Below are 1,556 nucleotides of genomic sequence, written 5' to 3'. Positions count from 1 at the left end.
GGCGGGAGCCGCGCGCGGGGAGAGAGGCCCGCCGCAAGGCTCAGGCGAGGGCGGTGTCCGAGGAACTGTCCGGGGCGCTGTCGGAGGGGCGGTCCTCTTCCGGCGTCGGCTCGGTCTCGGCCGGCGCCTCGGCGGCGGCGGGCTCGGCGCGGATCGTCACCGTGTCGCCCTCGATCGCGAAGGTCACGCCCATGCCGGCGGCGCGCGCCACGAGGCCTGCGTAGAAGGCCAGGATGCCGTGCGCATCGACCGTGCCGGTCTCGGAGGTGCCGGCCATCAGGCCCTCGACATGGGGCGGGATGCGGGCGTGCGGTCCCTTTGCCTTGAGCACGATCAGCGGCGCGTCGCCCTCGCCCGTCACCGCGACGTCGATATGGCCGCCGCGCGGGATCGCGCCGGTCGCGATCATCACGAGGTTGAGCAGGAGCTTGACCTTGTTCTTCGGGAAGAGCGCCTGCGGCGCGCTCCAGCTGAGCTGGGTCTTGTCGTCGGCGAACATGCCGCGCGAGACCTTCTCGGCATCCGCGAGGTCGATCGAGGCGCCGGCCGAGCCCGCCGCCCCGAAGGCGATGCGGGCGAATTGCAGGCGGGCCGAGGCCTGCCGGGCGCTCTTGCGGATGAGGTCGAGGGCGAACTCGCGCATCGACTCGTCCTGGTCGTCCTCCAGAACCTCCAGGCCGTTCACGATGGCGCCGACCGGGCTGATCACGTCGTGGCAGACGCGGGAGCAGAGCAGCGCGGACAGGTCGAGCGCTTCGAGGTTCACGGTGGTCATGGCACGCTCCGGGCGTTCTTAACAGTTCCGGCGGGTTCGGCTCGCGGGCCGTGAACCGCCCGGGATAGATGCCGACGAGGGCTTTGGAAAGCGTTACGGATCGGCCTCGCGCGGTCCGGATCGGCCCGCGACCGCCCGGTCGACAGGCGTCGACAGGCGCGCGGGGCTCGGGCATGACGGCGCGATGACGCGGACGGGCGGGCACGGGATGGACGAGACGGAGCGCGAGGGCATCGCCCGGCGGCTGGCCGAGATCGCCTGCGCGGCGGGCGAGGTTCTGCGCCACCACCACGCGAAGGGCTGCAGCCACAGCCTGAAGCCGGACGGCTCGCCCGCGAGCGTGGCCGACATCGAGGCCGAGGCGCTGATCCTGGCAGCCCTGGCCGAGCGTTTTCCGGATATCCCGGCGGTGGCCGAGGAGACCTGCCACGACCGGAAGCCGGCCGCGCGCTTCTTCCTGGTCGATCCCCTCGACGGGACGCGGGAGTTCCTGGCCGGCACGCCCGAATACGCCGTCTGCATCGCGCTGGTGGCGGGGGAGCGGCCGGTCGCGGCGGCGCTGGCGGCGCCCGGGCTCGGGCGGATCTGGTGGGCGGGCGCCCGGGCCCTGGAGGCGGAGATCGCGCAGGGGCGCCCCGGCGAGCCCCGCGCGGTGCGGGCGCGGCCGGCACCCGCGGACGGGCTCGTCGCGCTGGGCAGCCGGCGCCACGGCGACCCGGAGACCGAGGCCTGCCTCGCCGCCCTGCCGGTGGCCGCGCAGCACCCGGTCGGCTCGGCGGTG

2 protein-coding genes are annotated in these 1,556 nt (G+C 74.6%); one reads left to right on the top strand and one right to left on the bottom strand.

Annotated elements, in window-relative coordinates; all coding sequences use genetic code 11:
- Nucleotides 1–40 precede the first annotated feature (40 nt).
- Nucleotides 41–775: a histidine phosphotransferase family protein gene (locus AX737_RS13850; RefSeq protein WP_066922228.1), complete on the bottom strand. Its 735-nt coding sequence runs from the start codon at nucleotides 773–775 to the stop codon at nucleotides 41–43.
- A gap of 184 nt (nucleotides 776–959) precedes the next feature.
- Here AX737_RS13850 and AX737_RS13845 point away from each other — a divergent pair.
- A partial coding sequence (locus tag AX737_RS13845) for an inositol monophosphatase family protein (protein WP_082773037.1) occupies nucleotides 960–1,556 on the top strand: 597 nt, incomplete at its 3' end.

It is taken from the genome of Methylobacterium sp. CCH5-D2, assembly GCF_001556475.1.
Classification (GTDB): Bacteria; Pseudomonadota; Alphaproteobacteria; order Rhizobiales; family Beijerinckiaceae; genus Methylobacterium; species Methylobacterium hispanicum.
The sequence above is the reverse complement of the archived record's forward strand: the minus strand, read 5'-3'. Positions and strand labels throughout refer to the sequence as shown.